The organism is Nonomuraea glycinis, assembly GCF_014646515.1.
GTDB lineage: Bacteria > Actinomycetota > Actinomycetes > Streptosporangiales > Streptosporangiaceae > Nonomuraea > Nonomuraea glycinis.
The window spans coordinates 20,601-35,297 of the sequence record NZ_BMNK01000025.1 but is presented as its reverse complement, the minus strand read 5'-3'; the positions used below and the strand labels follow the sequence as shown (position 1 = coordinate 35,297).

At 71.4% G+C, this 14,697-nt stretch carries 15 protein-coding genes; 12 read left to right on the top strand and 3 right to left on the bottom strand.

What is annotated here, in order from left to right; translation table 11 throughout:
- Positions 1-47: 47 nt before the first annotated feature.
- The gene (locus IEY87_RS42715) at positions 48-881 is read right to left on the bottom strand and encodes a nitroreductase/quinone reductase family protein (RefSeq protein ID WP_189144605.1); all 834 of its coding nucleotides are present in this window, start codon (positions 879-881) and stop codon (positions 48-50) included.
- Between the two features lie 559 nt (positions 882-1,440).
- Here IEY87_RS42715 and IEY87_RS42710 point away from each other — a divergent pair.
- Genes IEY87_RS42710 through IEY87_RS42695 form a run of 4 tightly spaced genes read left to right on the top strand, consistent with a single transcriptional unit; the run spans position 1,441 to position 3,746 of the window.
- Positions 1,441-2,316, top strand: coding sequence for a putative protein N(5)-glutamine methyltransferase (locus IEY87_RS42710; protein ID WP_189144604.1), 876 nt, complete (start codon positions 1,441-1,443; stop codon positions 2,314-2,316).
- Between the two features lie 55 nt (positions 2,317-2,371).
- On the top strand, positions 2,372-2,731 hold the full coding sequence (locus IEY87_RS42705) for an ArsR/SmtB family transcription factor (protein ID WP_189144603.1): 360 nt from the start codon (positions 2,372-2,374) through the stop codon (positions 2,729-2,731).
- On the top strand, positions 2,731-3,342 hold the full coding sequence (locus IEY87_RS42700; RefSeq protein WP_225277267.1) for an SRPBCC family protein: 612 nt from the start codon (positions 2,731-2,733) through the stop codon (positions 3,340-3,342). The genes IEY87_RS42705 and IEY87_RS42700 overlap by 1 nt, the downstream gene beginning before the upstream one ends.
- A gap of 5 nt (positions 3,343-3,347) precedes the next feature.
- Positions 3,348-3,746 (top strand): VOC family protein, encoded by a 399-nt coding sequence (locus tag IEY87_RS42695; protein ID WP_189144668.1) that lies wholly within the window; start codon positions 3,348-3,350, stop codon positions 3,744-3,746.
- A gap of 8 nt (positions 3,747-3,754) precedes the next feature.
- On the opposite strand, the gene IEY87_RS42690 is transcribed toward IEY87_RS42695, so the two are convergent.
- Both IEY87_RS42690 and IEY87_RS42685 read right to left on the bottom strand, forming a co-directional pair.
- A complete protein-coding gene (locus IEY87_RS42690; protein WP_189144602.1) occupies positions 3,755-4,861 on the bottom strand; it encodes an SWIM zinc finger family protein in 1,107 nt (368 codons plus the stop codon).
- Positions 4,858-7,680: a DEAD/DEAH box helicase gene (locus IEY87_RS42685; RefSeq protein WP_225277266.1), complete on the bottom strand. Its 2,823-nt coding sequence runs from the start codon at positions 7,678-7,680 to the stop codon at positions 4,858-4,860. Before IEY87_RS42685 ends, IEY87_RS42690 begins: the two co-directional genes overlap by 4 nt.
- A gap of 101 nt (positions 7,681-7,781) precedes the next feature.
- On the opposite strand from IEY87_RS42685, the gene IEY87_RS42680 reads away from it, so the two are divergent.
- The 8 genes from IEY87_RS42680 to IEY87_RS42645 all read left to right on the top strand — a co-directional run bounded on the left by IEY87_RS42680 (position 7,782) and on the right by IEY87_RS42645 (position 14,662).
- Positions 7,782-8,399 (top strand): DedA family protein, encoded by a 618-nt coding sequence (locus IEY87_RS42680; protein WP_189144601.1) that lies wholly within the window; start codon positions 7,782-7,784, stop codon positions 8,397-8,399.
- Positions 8,383-9,480, top strand: coding sequence for a sensor histidine kinase (locus tag IEY87_RS42675; RefSeq protein WP_189144600.1), 1,098 nt, complete (start codon positions 8,383-8,385; stop codon positions 9,478-9,480). The genes IEY87_RS42680 and IEY87_RS42675 overlap by 17 nt, the downstream gene beginning before the upstream one ends.
- Positions 9,471-10,115, top strand: coding sequence for a response regulator (locus tag IEY87_RS42670; protein WP_189144599.1), 645 nt, complete (start codon positions 9,471-9,473; stop codon positions 10,113-10,115). Before IEY87_RS42675 ends, IEY87_RS42670 begins: the two co-directional genes overlap by 10 nt.
- Positions 10,116-10,217: 102 nt before the next feature.
- A complete protein-coding gene (locus tag IEY87_RS42665; protein WP_189144598.1) occupies positions 10,218-10,760 on the top strand; it encodes a dihydrofolate reductase family protein in 543 nt (180 codons plus the stop codon).
- Positions 10,761-10,762: 2 nt separating this feature from the next.
- The gene (locus IEY87_RS42660; RefSeq protein ID WP_189144597.1) at positions 10,763-11,155 is read left to right on the top strand and encodes a hypothetical protein; all 393 of its coding nucleotides are present in this window, start codon (positions 10,763-10,765) and stop codon (positions 11,153-11,155) included.
- Between the two features lie 213 nt (positions 11,156-11,368).
- Positions 11,369-12,628 (top strand): arginine deiminase, encoded by a 1,260-nt coding sequence (locus IEY87_RS42655; protein WP_189144596.1) that lies wholly within the window; start codon positions 11,369-11,371, stop codon positions 12,626-12,628.
- Positions 12,625-13,905, top strand: a complete 1,281-nt coding sequence (locus tag IEY87_RS42650; protein ID WP_225277265.1) for a threonine/serine exporter family protein — start codon at positions 12,625-12,627, stop codon at positions 13,903-13,905. The genes IEY87_RS42655 and IEY87_RS42650 overlap by 4 nt, the downstream gene beginning before the upstream one ends.
- Positions 13,906-14,014: 109 nt before the next feature.
- Entirely contained in the window at positions 14,015-14,662 is a 648-nt protein-coding gene (locus tag IEY87_RS42645) for a MarC family protein (RefSeq protein WP_189144595.1), read from the top strand.
- The last annotated feature ends 35 nt before the right edge of the window (positions 14,663-14,697 follow it).

Genomic DNA, 14,697 nt, shown 5'->3' with positions numbered 1-14,697 from the left:
CCGGCGACCGAGCAGGCGGCGAGTCGCCGGCCGCCTGCTCGGCGGTGCTAGGGCATGATCTCGTTCAGGATCGGGATGAGGTGCTCCTCCTCATAGGTGAGGTGGGCGTCGAGCTCGGCGATCAGCCGTTCCACCTCGCCGAGCAGGGTCGCTGGATCCGTACCGTCGCCTGAGACGAGCTTCTGGAGCTCGTCGAGCAGCGACTTGATCTCCTGATGCTCGCGGCGCAGCCGCGTCAGGGCCGGGGCGAGTCCGGGGTGCTGCCCGTCGAGGTGCGGGAACATGTGCCCGTCCTCCATCAGGTGGTGGTGTTCCAGCCCTTGGCACAAGGCGAGGCAGTTGATGCGCAGTTGCGAGCCGAGGCCGGGCCCGGACTCCGCCACCTCCTTGCGGACCAGGGCGAGCTCCCGGCGGAACGCGTCATGGATCGCCTTGAGCCCGTCCCCTCCCCGGGTGACGTTCGCGGTGGGGGTACCGACGGGGGTCAGCGCGACGACGGGGATGACGCGCCCGGAGGTGGCCTGGTATTCGGCCCAGCCGGGATCGGCTTCGACGGCGCGAGCGAAGATCTCGTCGCGTTCGCCGCCCTGAAGGATCCGCGCGTCGGCTTCGCGGGTGAACATCCCGTCCTCGATGGTGACCCGGGGGTTGGCGCGCAGGTTGTGGTACCAGGCCGGGTTGGTGGGGGCGCCGCCGGCCGAGGCGATGACGAACACGCTGCCGGAAGCGTCCGGCAGGTAGCCGAGCGGGGTGGTGTGACGGGCGCCGGTCCTGGCTCCCGTGGTGGTCAGAAGGAGCAGCCTGGCCCCTTCGAGGGGCGGGCCTACCTGGCCCTGGTTGGCGCGGAACTGGTCGATGATCTGCTGGTTGAAGTCGGGCATGCTCTGCTTTCTTCGGGCGTGCGGACAAGACCGCAGGGATATGCGGCGAAATTTCGGTACATCGCACGCCGACGCCCAGGCCGTGGGCAGGCAAGCCTCGAAGAACACGGGACACGTGAACGAGGCGGCGGTCAACACCACCGAGCGCGGGGACGGCGCGCGGGCGCGATCAGATCAGTCGCTGCCGGTGAGCTGTGAAGTCACGGTATCGTCCCTTGCTGCGCGGCCTCCATGCCGCCACCGTCCTCCAGATGGCGTCACGCGACCTGCCGACGATTACACGACGTCCGACCGTGCCTGTCAATCTCGGCGGACCCTGACCGGTCCGGCCCCCTCGACGGCGCCCGCGTGTTCTCCCTGGCCGAGGAGCCCGCCCGCCGAGGTTTGCGCGCCGCCGATCGGCTCGGATAGTGTGCGCGTCGCCGGCAGTTGACCGACACGACCGAGGAGGTGAGACCCATTACCGCTGGACCAGGTCGGGTGCTCTCACCTCACGGCCGCGCGGATCACCTGGCATAGGTGACCGGGAGAGCGCCCACAGCATCCCCGAAAGGCGCTCATGTCCCTCCCTCATTCCGCCATCGTCACCAGACTCCGCGCCGCCGGCTGCGTCTTCGCCGAGGACGAAGCCCGTCTGCTCATCGCTACGGCACAGACCCCGGCGGAGCTCATCGACATGGTGGACCGGCGAGCCGGTGGCCTGCCGCTCGAACACGTCCTCGGCTGGGCGGAGTTCTGCGGGCTGCGCGTCGCCGTCGACCCCGGCGTCTTCGTGCCCCGCCCCCGCACCGAATTCCTCCTCCGCCAGGCCACCGCCCTGGCCCCCACGCCGTACGTCCCCGATCCCACCGCCCTGGCTGCCAAGCCCTCCCCGCTCACCCCCACGCCGTACGCTCCTCATCCCACCGCCCCGACGCCGTCCGGGGAGCGGCCGGTGGTGGCCGTCGATCTGTGCTGCGGCACCGGGGCGCTGGGGGCCGCCCTGGTCGCGGTGCTGGAGCGGGTCGAGCTGCACGCCTCCGACATCGACCCGGCCGCGGTCGCGTGCGCCCGCCGCAACCTCACCGCCGCCGGCGGTCGGGTGTACGAGGGCGACCTGTACGAGCCGCTGCCCTCTGACCTGCTGGGCCGGATCGACCTGCTGCTCGCCAACGTGCCGTACGTGCCCACCGGTGAGATCGACCTGCTCCCCTCGGAAGCTCGCCTGCACGAGGCCCGGGTAGCGCTCGACGGTGGCGCGGACGGCCTCGACGTCCTGCGCCGGGTGACGGCCGAGGCGGGGAAGTGGCTCGCGCCGGGCGGCCACCTGCTGTTCGAGACCAGCGAACGCCAGGTGCCGCAGGCCGTCGAGGCCGTGACCCGCCACGGCCTCGACGCCCGCGTGACCATCTCCGACGAATGGGACGCGACCGTCATCATCGGCACCCGCCCCTGACCCAGCGCATATAGCAGGTTTGACTTATATAAGTGCACCCTGAAATAATGAGGTCGTGCACGCATTCGACGTTCTCGGTGACCCTGTCCGGCGCCGGATCCTGGAGTTGCTCGCCGACGGCGAGCTGAGCTCCGGCGAGGTCACCGCCGTCATCCAGCGCGAGTACGGCATCTCCCAGCCCGCGGTCTCCCAGCACCTGAAAGTGCTGCGGGACAACGGCTTCGCCAGCGTCCGCGCCCAGGGCACCCGGCGGCTCTACGCCGTGGACCCGGGTCCGCTGCGCGAGGTCGACGAGTGGCTGGAGCGTTTCCGCGGTTTCTGGAACCAGCGCCTGGACGCCCTGGCGACGGAGCTGGCCCGCGGCAAGCGCGACCGCCGACCCTCTGAACCACGACCGAAAGACGAGCCCGACTGATGGACATCATCGACGAGATCACGCGAACCCATCGCGAACTCAAGGAGAGCGGCGAGACCAAGAGCCTTCTGGTGACCCGGCACTTCGACGCCGAGACCAAGGATGTCTGGGACGCCTGCACGACCGCTGAGCGGATCAGCCGCTGGCTGACGCCGATCACCGGAGACCTCCGCCTCGGCGGCTCCTTCCAGCTTGAGAGCAACGCCAGCGGTGAGATCCTGCAGTGCGAGCCGCCCAGCCTGCTCAAGGTGAGCTGGGTGTACGGCGGCCCGCCCGCCTCGGAGGTGGAGGTGCGCCTGTCCGCCGAGGACGGCGGCACCCGCTTCGAGCTGCGGCACACCGCGGAGCCACCGCCCGACATGTGGACGCGGTTCGGTCCCGGCGCGGTCGGCGTCGGCTGGGACCTGTCGCTGCTCGGCCTGAGCCTGCACCTGAGCGGCGGCGTGCTGCCGGATCACGAGACCTTCCACGAGACCGAGGAGGGCAGGCAGTTCATCACCCGCATCAGTCAGGCCTGGGGCGAGACGTTCCTGGCCACCGGCGCCGACGCCGAGCAGGTCGCCGCGGCCACCGCGGCCACCACCGCCTTCTACGCACCCTCTGGAGAGTGACCACCATGCCGCAGAAGATCACCACCTTCCTGATGTTCGAAGGAGGCATCGCCGAAGAGGCGATGACCTTCTACATCTCTCTCTTCGACGACGCCGAAGTGCTCGCCATCACCCGCTACGGCCCGGGTGAGCCGGGCGCCGAGGGCAGCGTGATGCACGCCACGTTCAAGCTGGCGGGCCATGAGTACATGGCCATCGACAGCGCCGTGCATCACGCGTTCACGTTCACCCCGTCGATCTCGCTCTACGTCCAGTGCGAGACGGAGGCCGAGCTCGAGCGGCTGTTCACGGCGCTGTCGGAGAAGGGCGAGACGCTGATGCCCCTCGGCAACTACGGGTTCAGCACCAAGTTCGGCTGGGTGTCCGACCGGTTCGGCGTGTCCTGGCAGCTCAACCTCGCCTGATCCGGGCGTCAGTGGAGCAGGGCCGACGGGTCCCGCTCCGGCGGGCCGGCCGGCCACCACGCGTCGCCGCGCCGGGCGAACGGATACCAGCGCCCGTCGCGCCCGTACCGCACCTGGCGCTCGCCGAGCGTCCACCGGTTGCGCCACCTGTCCACCTCGGGGGGAGGCTCGTTCTCCCAGCCGGACTCCAGCAGCGCCTGGGCCCTGGCCAGGTCCTTCCTGGGCGGGGTCCAGGCGGATTCGAGCACGTCCAGGCCGTCGACGCCGCCGTGCCGCCATGCCTCGACGGCGGCATCGAGGCCGAGGTCCAGGCCGAACGTGGCGGACATCCGTACCCTGTCCTGATGTTCTGTCAGGGTGCGCAGGTCGCCGGAGGTCAGCAGTTCGCGCGCCCGGGAGGCGGCGGAGGCGGCGAGCACCCGCAGGGCGGCGACGTCGACGCCGGGGGCGGGCGCCAGCATCAGCGGCGCGAAGGCGGCGTCCAGCGGGGGCGGGTTTGGCAGCGGAGGGACGCCCATGGCGAACGCGTCGGCGGCGGGGGTGCCCGGCGGGGCGGTGGCGGGCAGGTCGCGCCGCTGCAGCGCCTCGATCAGGTCGTGCTCGTCCCGGCCGCGCAGCAGCAGGAGCACGAACGGGTCGGCGTCGAGCAGCCAGGACGCCTGGTAGCACAGGGCGGCCGCGTGCTGGCAGGGGTGGCCCCAGTCCGGGCAGGTGCAGCGGGGCTCCAGGTCGCCGACCGTGGGCAGCAGGGGCACAGCGGCGTCCTCCGCCGCCTCGACGAGGTCGTGCGGCATGTCCCGGTCGAGCAGGGCGGCGATGTGCCCGGCCTTGGCGGCCACCTGGTCCAGAAAGCGTTCCCAGGCGGCGTCGGTGAGCTGCTCGACGTGCACGACGGTGTCGTACTCGTCCTCGGTGACGGCCGCCAGCCGGCCGGGGCTGACGGTGATGGGGCCGACCTGGCCGGTCTTGGCGTAGGCGCGGCCCCGCTGCAGCAGGATCTGGTCGAGGGAGGTGTCCTCCAGCGCCTTGATCCAGGCCCGGCCCCACCAGGCGGTGGCGAAGCGGGCGCCGGCGCGCTGGCGGGGGAAGGCGGGAAATCCGCGGGCGGCGTTCATCGGAGCTCCACGAGGGCGGCGAGTTCGGCGTCGGTCAGCTCGGTGAAGGCCCCCTCGCCGGCGGCGAGCACGGCGTCGGCCAGGGAGCGCTTGGCGTCGAGCATCTGGGCGATGCGGTCTTCGATGGTGCCTTCGGCGATCAGCCGGTGGACCTGCACCGGCCTGGTCTGGCCGATGCGGTGGGCGCGGTCGGTGGCCTGGTCCTCGACGGCGGGGTTCCACCAGCGGTCGTAATGGATGACGTGGTCGGCGCGGGTGAGGTTGAGCCCGGTGCCGGCCGCCTTCAGCGACAGCAGAAAGACCGGGACGTCGCCGTCCTGGAAGCGCTGGACCATCTCCTCGCGCCTGGCCACCGGGGTGCCGCCGTGCAGCAGCTGGGTGCCGACGCCGCGGCCGGCCAGGTGCTTGTCCAGGAGCCTGGCCATGGTGACGTACTGGGTGAAGACGAGCACGGCGCCGTCCTCCGCGACGATCGTGTCGACCAGCTCGTCCAGCAGCTCCAGCTTGCCGGAGCGGCCGGGCAGCCGGGGCGTGGCCTCATGCAGGTATTGGGCGGGGTGGTTGCAGATCTGTTTGAGCCCGGTCAGCAGCTTGACGATCAGGCCGCGCCTGGCCATGCCCTGGGCGGACTCGATCTGGCCGAGGATCTCCCGCACGACCGCCTCATACAGGCCCGCCTGCTCGGTGGTGAGGGCCACCGGCCGGTCGGTCTCCGTCTTGGGCGGCAGCTCGGGCGCGATGCCGGGGTCGGACTTGCGGCGGCGCAGCAGGAACGGCCCGACGAGCCGGGCCAGCCGCTCGGCCGTCGCCTGGTCGCCGGACTCGACGGGCTTGGCCCAGCGCGAGCGGAACCTGGCCAGCGGGCCGAGCAGTCCGGGGGTGGTCCAATCGAGGATGGCCCACAGCTCCGACAGGTTGTTCTCCACCGGGGTGCCGGTCAGCGCGACGCGGGCGGCCGCCGGGATCTCGCGCAGCGCCTTGGCGGTGCCGGAGATCGGGTTCTTGACGTGCTGGGCCTCGTCGGCGACGAGCAGGCCCCAGGGGTGCTCGGCGACGCGTTCGGCGTCCAGCCGCATGGTGCCGTAGGTGGTGAGGACGAACCCCTCATCGGCCAGGGCGCGGCCGGCGCCGTGGAAGCGGCGCACCGGGACACCGGGGGCGAACCTGCCGATCTCACGCTCCCAGTTGCCCAGCAACGACGCCGGGCAGACGACCAGCGTCGGCCCCGGGCCGTGCCGCTCCTGACCCTCCTGCCCCTGACCCTCCTGCCCCTGGCTGTGCTGCTCCTTACCGTGCTGCTCCTTACCGTGCTGGTCCGGGCCGTGCTGCTCCTGACCCTGCTGGGACAGGTGCAGGTGCAGGGCGATCAGCGTGATGGTCTTGCCCAGACCCATGTCGTCGGCCAGGCAGCCGCCGAGCCCGAGCGAGGTCATCCTGGCGAGCCAGCGCAGCCCCTGGAGCTGGTAGTCGCGCAGGGTGGCCGCCAGGCCCGGCGGCGGGCCGATGTCCTCCGGCTCGGCCAGCCGGTCGCGCAGCTCGCGCAGCCAGTCGCTCGGCTCCACCGCCACCTGCTCGCCGTCGACCTCCACCGTCCCGGTCAGCGCGGCGCCGAGGGCGTCCAGGCCGGTCAGCGGCTTGAGCTCGCGCTGGCGGGCCTTGCGGGCGACGTCGGGGGTGACGAGCACCCACTGGTCGCGCAGCCGCACGACCGGGCGGTGCGCCTCGGCCAGCTGGTCCATCTCGGCGGCCGTGAGCCGCTCGCCGCCGAGCGCCACCTGCCAGTCGAAGCGGGTCAGGTGGGCGCCGCCGAGGAACGACGGCATGTCGGACGGCGCCGGGTCACGCTCGCCGAGGACCGCCCGGGCGCTCAGGCCCTGGACCAGTGATCGGGGCCAGTGCACCTCGACCCCGGCCGCGGCCAGCCGGTCGGCGGCCCCCGCGAGCAGGTCCTCGACGTCGGCGTCGGACAGCACGAGCTCGTCCGGCACGGCGCTGTCCAGCAGCCGGTCCAGCCTGGGCCAGGCGCGGGCGGCGCCGCGGATGGCGATGGTCGCGTCGATCCTGGCCCGCCCGCCGAAGCCGGGGTCGCGCCCCTCCCACAGGTCGGCCGCGTCCACCACCAGCGACGGGTCGGCCAGGCTGTGCAGTTGCGCGACCGCGCGGAACTCGGCGCGCGCCGGATCGCCGGTCTCCAGCCGCAGGGACAGCCGCACGCCGGAGTCGAGCCCCGCCGACACCTCCGCCGCCCAGGTGCGCAGCCGGGGCACCTTGACGGGCTTGGCGGCGGCGAACGCGCTGGTCCCGGTGGCCCGCACCGCGCCGGGGGAGCGCGGCATCGCATCGGCCACCGCGTCCAGGAACGCCCGCACGTGACCCTCCGCCTCGGCCAGGCGCAGGTCCGCATCGACCGGTAGGGCACGAGCCGCGGCGGGCATGGCGTCGGCCAGCTCGCGGATCCGCCGGGCGTCGGCCTCGTCGAAGGGTCCGGCCCGCCAGGAGTCGTGCTCACCCGCCGTGACGCCGGGCAGGATGCGGCCTCGGGCGACGAGCTGGAGCGCCACCAGCGACGCGGCGCCCCAGAACCGCGCGGCGGGATGGGCCGTCTCGTCCCGGCGCGCTCTGGCCAGGGCGGCGACCGCCTCGGCGACCGGGACGCGGACGGCCGGAGCCTCGCGGACGCGCACCTCCCCGTCGTGGTGCTCCACGACGGTGGCAATGGTGTCCCCCTGAGGGTCGAGGAAGGCCATCCAGCCGGATCTGGGCGGATCGCTGGGCTGGAAAACGACCGGGTGTCGTACCGAATCTGGTGTGAGACTCACAACCGTACAGTGTACGGTAAGTGGGGGTGAGGTTTACCGCAGGGGAGGTCGGGCGTCTTCCGCATTCCCCGGCACTGCGAATGATCCGTAGCCTTAGGCGCATGGTTGATTGGGTCGTGTCATTAATGGCCGCTCTCGGTGCGCCCGGGGCGGGAATCGCTATCGCGCTGGAGAACTTGTTCCCGCCGCTGCCGAGCGAGGTGATCCTGCCGCTGGCGGGGTTCACCGCGAGCAGAGGAGAGATGAATCTCATCAGCGCGCTGCTGTGGACCACGGGAGGTTCCGTGGTCGGCGCACTGGCCCTCTACTGGATAGGGGCGCTCCTCGGTCGCGAGCGGACGCTGGCGATCGCCGCCAAGCTGCCGCTCGTCAAGGTCTCCGACATCGAGAAGACCGAGGCCTGGTTCCTCAAGCACGGAAAGGCGACGGTGTTCTTCGGGCGGATGATTCCCATCTTCCGCAGCCTGATCTCGGTGCCGGCCGGCGTCGAGCGCATGAACATGGTCACATTTCTGCTACTGACCACTGCGGGCAGCGCGATCTGGAACACCATCTTCGTGATGGCCGGATACCTCCTGGGGGAGCAGTGGGAGCTGGTCGAGACGTACGCGGGCATCGGGTCGAAGGTCGTGCTCGGCCTGGTCGTGCTGGCGGTGGTGGTCTTCATCGTGGTACGGCTGCGCGAGCGCAGCAAAGGACGGCATGCGGTCCGCAGTTGAGGGAGCACGACGGCTCGGCGCGGTGGCCCTGGGGATGGTCACCGCGGCGGTTGAGCTGGGTTTCCTGCTGGTGACGCTGCCGTTCCTGGGCAGTGCCAGGGTGGCGGCGGCGGCCGGGCGGCTGGCGGGGTTCGAGGCGTGGCGGCTGCGCCTGGACCCCGCCGCGCTGGACGCGATGGGCGATGGCCGGCGGGTGCTGCGATATCTGGCGCTGCGCGTGCCCGTCGGGATGCTGGGCGGGCTGGTGGTGCTGCTGCTGGTGCCCGGGATCGGGGCAGCCGTGCTCTTGGCGATGTCGTGGGGCAGGGGCGAGCCCTTCGACGGAATGACACCGACGCTTCCGCTGGTGGCGTACGCCTTCGTCGGGGGACTCGTACTGCTATTTCTGGATTTGTCGGGTGTGATGGGCGTGCACGCGCTGGAACGGCGGCTGGCCCGCCGGATGCTCGCCGGCGACCCGACCGTGGCGCTGGAGCGCCGGATCGCCGAGCTGGCCGAGAGCCGGGCGGGGATCGTGGCGGCGGTCGACTCCGAGCGGCGCAGGATCGAGCGTGACCTGCACGACGGGCTGCAGCAGCGGCTCGTCGCGCTGTCCATGCTGATCGGCCGCTCCCGGCGCGGCCGGCCCGAACTGCTGGACCAGGCGCACAGCGAGGCGCAGCAGGCGCTGGCCGAGTTGCGGGAGGTGGCCTGGCGGGTCTACCCGAGCGGGCTGGACTCGCTGGGGCTGGGCGAGGCGCTGGCGGGGGTGGCCGAGAGGTCGGGCGTACCGGTCAGCGTGACGTGCGAGCTGCCGGATCGGCCGCCGATGGCGGTGGAGACGGCGGCGTACTTCGTGGTGAGCGAGGCGGTCACCAACGCCGCCAAGCACGCCGGCGCCTCCGGCATCACCGTGGACGTGCGCAGGGAGGGGATCACGCTCGTCGTCCGGGTGCGGGACGACGGGACAGGCGGCGCGCGCCTGGCGGGCGGCGGGCTGTCGGGGCTGCAGCGCCGGGTGTCCGCGCTGGACGGCACCTTCGAGGTGGTCAGCCCGCCGGGCGGGCCGACGGTGATCACGGCGGAGTTGCCATGCGCGTGATCCTCGCCGAGGACTCCACCCTGCTGCGCGAGGGCCTGGTACGGCTGCTGCTGGAGGAGGGGCACCAGGTGCCCGCCGCGGTGGGCGACGGTGACGCGCTGGTCGAGGCGGTGGCCGAGCACCGGCCGGACATCGTGGTGGCGGACGTGCGGATGCCGCCCACGCACACGGACGAGGGACTGCGCGCCGCGCTGGAGATCAGGCGGCGCTGGCCCGAGGTCAAGGTGCTGGTGCTGTCGCAGTATGTGGAGAAGAGGTACGCCACCGAGCTGATGAGCGCGAACGTGTCCGGGGTCGGATACCTGCTGAAGGACCGGGTGGCGCAGGTCGCGGACTTCCTCGACGCGCTGGACCGGGTGGGCGCCGGGGGAGCGGCGTTCGATCCCGAGGTGGTGCGCCAGTTGCTGGCGCGTACGACGCAGGTGGATCCGCTGGCGCGGCTGACTCCCCGCGAGCGGGAGGTCCTGGAGCGCATGGCGCAGGGACTCACCAACGCCTCCATCGCTCAGGCCCTGCACGTTTCGCAGAGCGCGGTGGAGAAGCATGTGAACTCCCTTTTCGACAAGCTGAGCCTGTCCCACGCCACCGGCTACAGCCGCCGCGTGCTGGCGATTCTGCGCTTCCTGGAGTCCTGAGCTTTCTTGACGGCATACGCCTGGCGGACAACTATGCCCGTCTTGACAATTTTATTTGTCGGTGAGACGGTGGTGGCACACCCCGAGAAGCGGAGAAGACCCATGAGGAAGATCATCGCCGGCCTGTTCATCTCGCTCGACGGCGTCGTGGAGGCGCCGCAGAAGTGGCATTTCCCCTACGTCGACGAGGAGATGATGCAGTCCGTCAGATGGCTGATGGAGCGCGGCGACGCCCTGCTGCTGGGCCGGGGGACCTATGACGAGTTCGCCGCGCACTGGCCGCACCAGGACCCCGCCGACCCGATGGCCAGGACTCTGAACGAGATCCCGAAATATGTCGTCTCCACCACGCTGGAGACCGCCACCTGGCAGAACAGCACGATCGTCGGCGGCGACGTCGCGGCCCGGCTGACCGAGCTCAAACAGCGGCCCGGCAAGGACATCGCGATGAGCGGCAGCCCCACGCTGGTCTCCTGGCTGCTGACCGAGGGCCTGCTGGACGAGCTGCACCTGCTGGTGCACCCGATCATCCTGGGCACCGGTCAGCGGTTGTTCACCGAGGGGATCGGGCAGATCCCGCTCACCCTCACCGCGTCCGAGTCCTACAGCACCGGCGTGCTGGACCTGACCTACGAAAGGGCCTGATCATGGCTGCCAAGACCGTCGCCGACAAGCTGCTCATCAAGCCGGGCGGCACCGTGTGGATCTCCGACGACGAGCACCTGCCCCGCGTCGGGCCGCTGCCCGAGAAGGCCGAGCGGGTCGGCGACCCGCGCGAGGCCGCCGTCGCGGTGCTCTTCGCCGCCGACGCCGCCACCGCCCGCCGCCTGCTCGACGAGCATCGCGGCGGCCTGACCGGGACGACCTGGATCGCCTACCCCAAGGGCAACAAGGCGGACATCAACCGCGACACGCTCTGGCCGATCGTGACGGAGTACGGGCTGCGGCCGAACGGGCAGGTGGCCCTGGACGAGGTGTGGTCGGCGCTGCGCTTCCGGCCGTACAAGGAGGGCGAGGCTCCGTTCACGGGAGGCCGCTGAGGCCGTCCGCCGGCCTGGCGCGGCGCCCTGGACAGGTCGGCGCGGAGCCCGGACGGACCGCTGCGGAGCCCGGACGGGCCGGCGCGGAGCAGGCGAACGCGCGGTCGACCAGGGCCGTTAAGTCGGCAAAGGTTTGACATGTCGGGATTGGCGGCAACCGGGGGGTGGAATGAGACGCTCTGCCTTGTCGGCCCGCGTGATGGGGGAGCGGAAATGATCGACCGTAAACTGGGCGTCCACTCCGAGGTCGGCACGCTGCGCAAGGTGATCGTGCATCGGCCGGAGCTCAGCCTGCGACGGCTCACCCCCGCCAACAACGACGAGCTGCTGTTCGACGACATCCTCTGGGTCGAGCAGTCGCAGAAGGAGCACGACGCGTTCGTGGCGGTGATGCGCGAGCGCGGCGTCGAGGTCTTCTACCACCAGAAACTGCTGGCCGAGGCGCTGGACGCCGACTTCGAGGCCAAGCAGCACGCCCTGGAGCAGGCCGTCACCCATCTGACCGTCGGCCCGTCACTGGTCGACGCCGTCCGGGAGACGCTGTCCGGGTGGAGCGGCGAGAAGCTCGCCACCCATCTGATCGGCGGCCTGACCAAGGAGGAGTTCGGCGTCGCGGACATGGACACCCGCTCGCTGGTCACGGCGTCCGGCGATCCCCAGGCGTTCCTGCTGCCGCCGCTGCCGAACTCGCTCTATCAGCGCGACCCGTCGGCCTGGCTGTACGGCGGGGTGTCGCTCAACCCGATGTTCTGGCACGTCCGCCTGCTGGAGACCATGAACCAGTCCACGATCTACCACTACCACCCGATGTTCGCCTATGAGGACTTCTCCTTCTGGTACCCGTTCGCCGGCGACGACGAGCGGTTCAACGAGGAGTCCTACGGCAACGCGGCCATGGAGGGCGGCGACATGATGCCCATCGGCCACGGCACGGTGGCCATCGGCATCAGCGAGCGCACCAACCCCCGCACGATCGAGCACATCGCGCTGTCGCTGTTCGCCTCCGGCGCGGCCGAGCGGCTGATCGCGGTCCACGTCCCGAAGAGCCGCTCCTACATGCACCTCGACACCGTCTTCACCTTCCTGGACGTGGACAAGGCCACCGCCTATCCGCCGTTCCTGGAGGCCGCCGACACCTACTCGGTGCGGCCGGGCGACAAGGAGGGCACGCTGGAGGTGCATCGCGACCGCAGTTTCGTCGGCGCCCTGGAGGAGGCGCTCGGCCTGACCACGCTGGACATCGTCCCGACCGGCGGCGACGACTTCCAGCGGGCCCGGGAGCAGTGGGACTCGGGCAACAACTTCTTCGCGCTCTCGCCCGGCGTGGTGATCGGCTACCACAAGAACCAGTTCACCAACCGCAAACTGCGTGAGCACGGCGTGGAGGTCCTCGAGATCGAAGGCTTCGAGCTGGGCAAGGGCCGGGGCGGCGCGCACTGCATGACCTGCCCCATCGAGCGCGACGCCATTTGACCGAGCAGGCCAACCGGGCCATCAGCCTGTCCCTGCGTGTCGGCGAGCTGCTGCTGGCCAGCGGCGAGGCCACCGAGAACGTCACGGGCGCGATGCGCGCGATCCTGCGGACGTACGGCCTGCGCCACGTCGAGACGGACGTGAACCTGTCGGCGATCACGCTGTCGCACGTCCCCGACGACGGCCGCCCGGCGGTCACGGCCGAGCGGCGGGTGCGCAGGCGGCAGCCGGACTACGACCGCTTGGTGGCCCTGCAGGCCCTGGTCAGTGAGATCACCCGGCGCAAGCTCCCGGTCGGCATGGCGCAGGAGCGCCTGCGCGGGGTGAACCGGCGGCCCGCGGTCTACCCCGGGTGGCTGGTGGTCGCCGGGCTGGCGTCGGTCTCCTCCTCGGCGGCGGTGCTGAACGGTGGCGGCCTGGCGGTGGCGGGCGCGGCGTTCGTCGCGACCGTGCTCGGCGACCGGACGGGCGTCTGGCTCGCCCGGCGCGGGGTGGCGGAGTTCTTCCAGCTCGCCGTGGCCGCCCTGATCGGCACGCTGATCGCGGTGTTGATGATCTGGCGGGAGATGCCCGTGCCGGCCTCCGCCGTGGTGGTCGGCGCGGTGGTCGCGCTGCTGCCCGGCCGGCCCCTCGTCGCCTGCGTGCAGGACGGCATCGCCGGCGAGTACGTCACCGCCACGGCCCGGCTCACCGAGGTCGTCTTCATCGTGGCCGCCGTGGTGTCGGGCATCGGCGCCATGCTCGCCCTCGCGGTCAAGATGGGCGTGCCGATCACCGTGGACGACACGCCGACCGCACCGCTGTCTCTCGCCGTCCCCCAGGTGGCGGGCGCGCTCGGGCTGGGCCTGACGTTCGCCGTGGCCCTGCGGGTGCCGCCGCGCCACCTGCTGGCGGGCGGGCTCGGCGGCGGGCTGGTCTGGATCTGCTACGTCCTGGCGATCCGCTGGGACCTGCCGAAGGTCATGGCGGCGATGCTGGCGGCGGCGGTGATCGGGCTCCTGGGCAACGCCTGGGCACGCCGGGTACGGGTGCCGCCGATGGTGTTCGTGATCCCGGCGATCGGGCCGCTGCTGCCCGGCTCGGCGCTGTATCGGGGCATGCTCAAGCTCAGCCTGGGCGACCTTTCGGCCGGGATGCGCAGCCTGGTGGAGGCGCTGTCGATCGCTCTGGGCATCGGCACGGGCGTCATCCTGGGCGCGGAGGCGCTGCGCGCGGTCCGGAGGCGCGAGGGGGTCCGCCGGATCCGGCCCGCCTCTCGCTCCACCCGCGGATACTAACTTGCCCGAACAGCCCGTTTTCCTGGAGAAAGGCCCGGGTAACCGATCCGCGACATCAGCTGCGGATCGGGGGAACACGCGTGATCACTGACTGCCGGACGGGTGTCCGATGACCAGTCACCCGGCTCTCGTCCTGTTCCTGGCGCTGTTCGGCCTCTACAGCCCGGTCGCCGCGCTCGCCTCCTACGTTCCCATCGTGCGGACCTTCGACGGATCTCAGATCATCCGGCTAGCCCTGGGACTGGCCTTCAACGTCGCGGTGTTCGTCCTGGTCGCGCTCTGGGTCGGCGAGCCGGTGCTGAAGCTGCTGGGCATCAGCACCGCCGCGCTCACCGCCACCGGAGGCATCGCCCTCGCCTTCGCCGCCATCCCGCTGATGCTCGGCAAGGCCGGAGCCGTCGAAGAGCTGAACAAACCGGCCGAACAGGCCCCCGAGCCGCCGGCGAACGTCCAGTCGGTGCTGTTCACGCCGGTGACCTTCCCGCTCACGGTGGGCGGCACCACCTTCGCCTTCTGTGTCGCGGCCGCCGCCGAGGCCGGCAGCCTCCGGGACAAGCTCTTCCTGTCGATCGCCACGCTGGCCTTCGCCGTCGTCACCGGCCTCACCATGTACGCGGCCGGGCACGTCCAGCGCCGCATCACCTTCAAGGGCGCCATGCTCCTCGACCGGGTGGCCGGCATCCTGCTCACCGCCATCGCCGTCATCCTGCTCGCCAACGGCTTCACCGACCTGGTCACCGCCCGCCTGGACCGCTGACCGGCCGACGGTTGTCCGGCCAGGAGCGCCGTGCC

Excerpts from the sequence above, each read along its gene's own strand:
- IEY87_RS42715 (WP_189144605.1), bottom strand. The coding sequence starts at position 881 with ATGCCCGACTTCAACCAGCAGATCATCGACCAGTTCCGCGCCAACCAG.
- IEY87_RS42680 (WP_189144601.1), top strand. The coding sequence starts at position 7,782 with ATGGTTGATTGGGTCGTGTCATTAATGGCCGCTCTCGGTGCGCCCGGG.
- IEY87_RS42690 (WP_189144602.1), bottom strand. The coding sequence starts at position 4,861 with ATGAACGCCGCCCGCGGATTTCCCGCCTTCCCCCGCCAGCGCGCCGGC.
- IEY87_RS42710 (WP_189144604.1), top strand. The coding sequence starts at position 1,441 with ATGTCCCTCCCTCATTCCGCCATCGTCACCAGACTCCGCGCCGCCGGC.
- IEY87_RS42675 (WP_189144600.1), top strand. The coding sequence starts at position 8,383 with ATGCGGTCCGCAGTTGAGGGAGCACGACGGCTCGGCGCGGTGGCCCTG.
- IEY87_RS42695 (WP_189144668.1), top strand. The coding sequence starts at position 3,348 with ATGCCGCAGAAGATCACCACCTTCCTGATGTTCGAAGGAGGCATCGCC.
- IEY87_RS42645 (WP_189144595.1), top strand. The coding sequence starts at position 14,015 with ATGACCAGTCACCCGGCTCTCGTCCTGTTCCTGGCGCTGTTCGGCCTC.
- IEY87_RS42700 (WP_225277267.1), top strand. The coding sequence starts at position 2,731 with ATGGACATCATCGACGAGATCACGCGAACCCATCGCGAACTCAAGGAG.
- IEY87_RS42660 (WP_189144597.1), top strand. The coding sequence starts at position 10,763 with ATGGCTGCCAAGACCGTCGCCGACAAGCTGCTCATCAAGCCGGGCGGC.
- IEY87_RS42655 (WP_189144596.1), top strand. The coding sequence starts at position 11,369 with ATGATCGACCGTAAACTGGGCGTCCACTCCGAGGTCGGCACGCTGCGC.
- IEY87_RS42665 (WP_189144598.1), top strand. The coding sequence starts at position 10,218 with ATGAGGAAGATCATCGCCGGCCTGTTCATCTCGCTCGACGGCGTCGTG.
- IEY87_RS42670 (WP_189144599.1), top strand. The coding sequence starts at position 9,471 with ATGCGCGTGATCCTCGCCGAGGACTCCACCCTGCTGCGCGAGGGCCTG.